This window comes from Phaeobacter sp. CAU 1743 (genome assembly GCF_039839315.1).
Classification (GTDB): Bacteria; Pseudomonadota; Alphaproteobacteria; order Rhodobacterales; family Rhodobacteraceae; genus Phycobacter; species Phycobacter gallaeciensis_A.
This window is the reverse complement of record NZ_JBDOQR010000158.1, coordinates 2082-2958: the sequence shown is the minus strand read 5'-3', so window position 1 is coordinate 2958 and position 877 is coordinate 2082. Positions and strand designations below refer to the sequence as shown.

The 877-nt window shown below is 64.3% G+C and carries 1 protein-coding gene; it reads right to left on the bottom strand.

All coding sequences use genetic code 11. The annotated features are described in order from the left end of the window. Window positions 1–831, bottom strand: an 831-nt coding sequence (locus AAFO90_RS24495) for a hypothetical protein (RefSeq protein WP_347511143.1), incomplete at its 3' end; no start/stop codon positions are given. Between the last annotated feature and the right edge of the window lie 46 nt (window positions 832–877).

The window sequence follows — 877 nt, the reverse complement described above, 5'->3', positions numbered from 1 at the left end:
TCCCTCAGCCTCGGACGCCCGCCGCTCGTAGGTCTCAGCGTTTTTCAGAGCCTTTTCTGCGCGACCCTCGTCTCGCTGAGCCTTCTCCCGGGCCTTTTGGGCCCGAACCTCGTTTTTACGAGCTTTTTCTTCGAGCTCGGCGACCTCCTGGCGCTTGGCCTCGATCTCGAAGGGTAGGTCGATGTGCAGCTCTTCCACGGACCGGTTCACGAGCTCATGAGGGGCCGCTCCGGCCTCGGCACGGGCCTTCCGGGACCGTCCCCGCTCCAGATCCGGCATGAAGGCCCTCAGCTCCTCGTGGAGGGCCGTCTGAAGGTCCCTGAGGACCCCACGCCCCATCCAGGTGGAGAGGGGGGCTCCGTCGAGGTCATAGCCGCAGAGGCTGAAATGGGCGTGACCGGCGCTTTCATCGAGGTGCAGGACCAGACCAGTCGGTGACGTCCTCAGATCGGCTGCCACGCGCGCTACGGCCGCTCTCAGGGCCCTCTCCTGGGTCGCGGCATCAAGAGCCCCGAACATCTGCTGGGCCTCGATGCCGAAACCGATGATCCCGACCACCGCGATCCCGGCGTTGCTCTTCATCGCGCGGGTCATGTCCCGCTGGTCCCTACGCTCTTTGGCGAGCTTTTTAAGCTCTGCGGTAGTCATGGGCTGGATGAGGATCCGGTTGGGCTCAGGCGGGTCCGGATTGACGTATCCCGGCTGCGCCCCGATCCTGAGATCGTGCCGCCGCTGATTGGCGTATCCTTGAGCGTCCCGGATCTCGACCCGGACCATGGCGGCCCGGGGGTTTGCCTTGCGCTCGTCGTCTTTGAGATGGGTGAGGGTCATGATGGAAACTCCAGAGTACTGGGAGTGGGTAGAGTTTCTGCTGCTC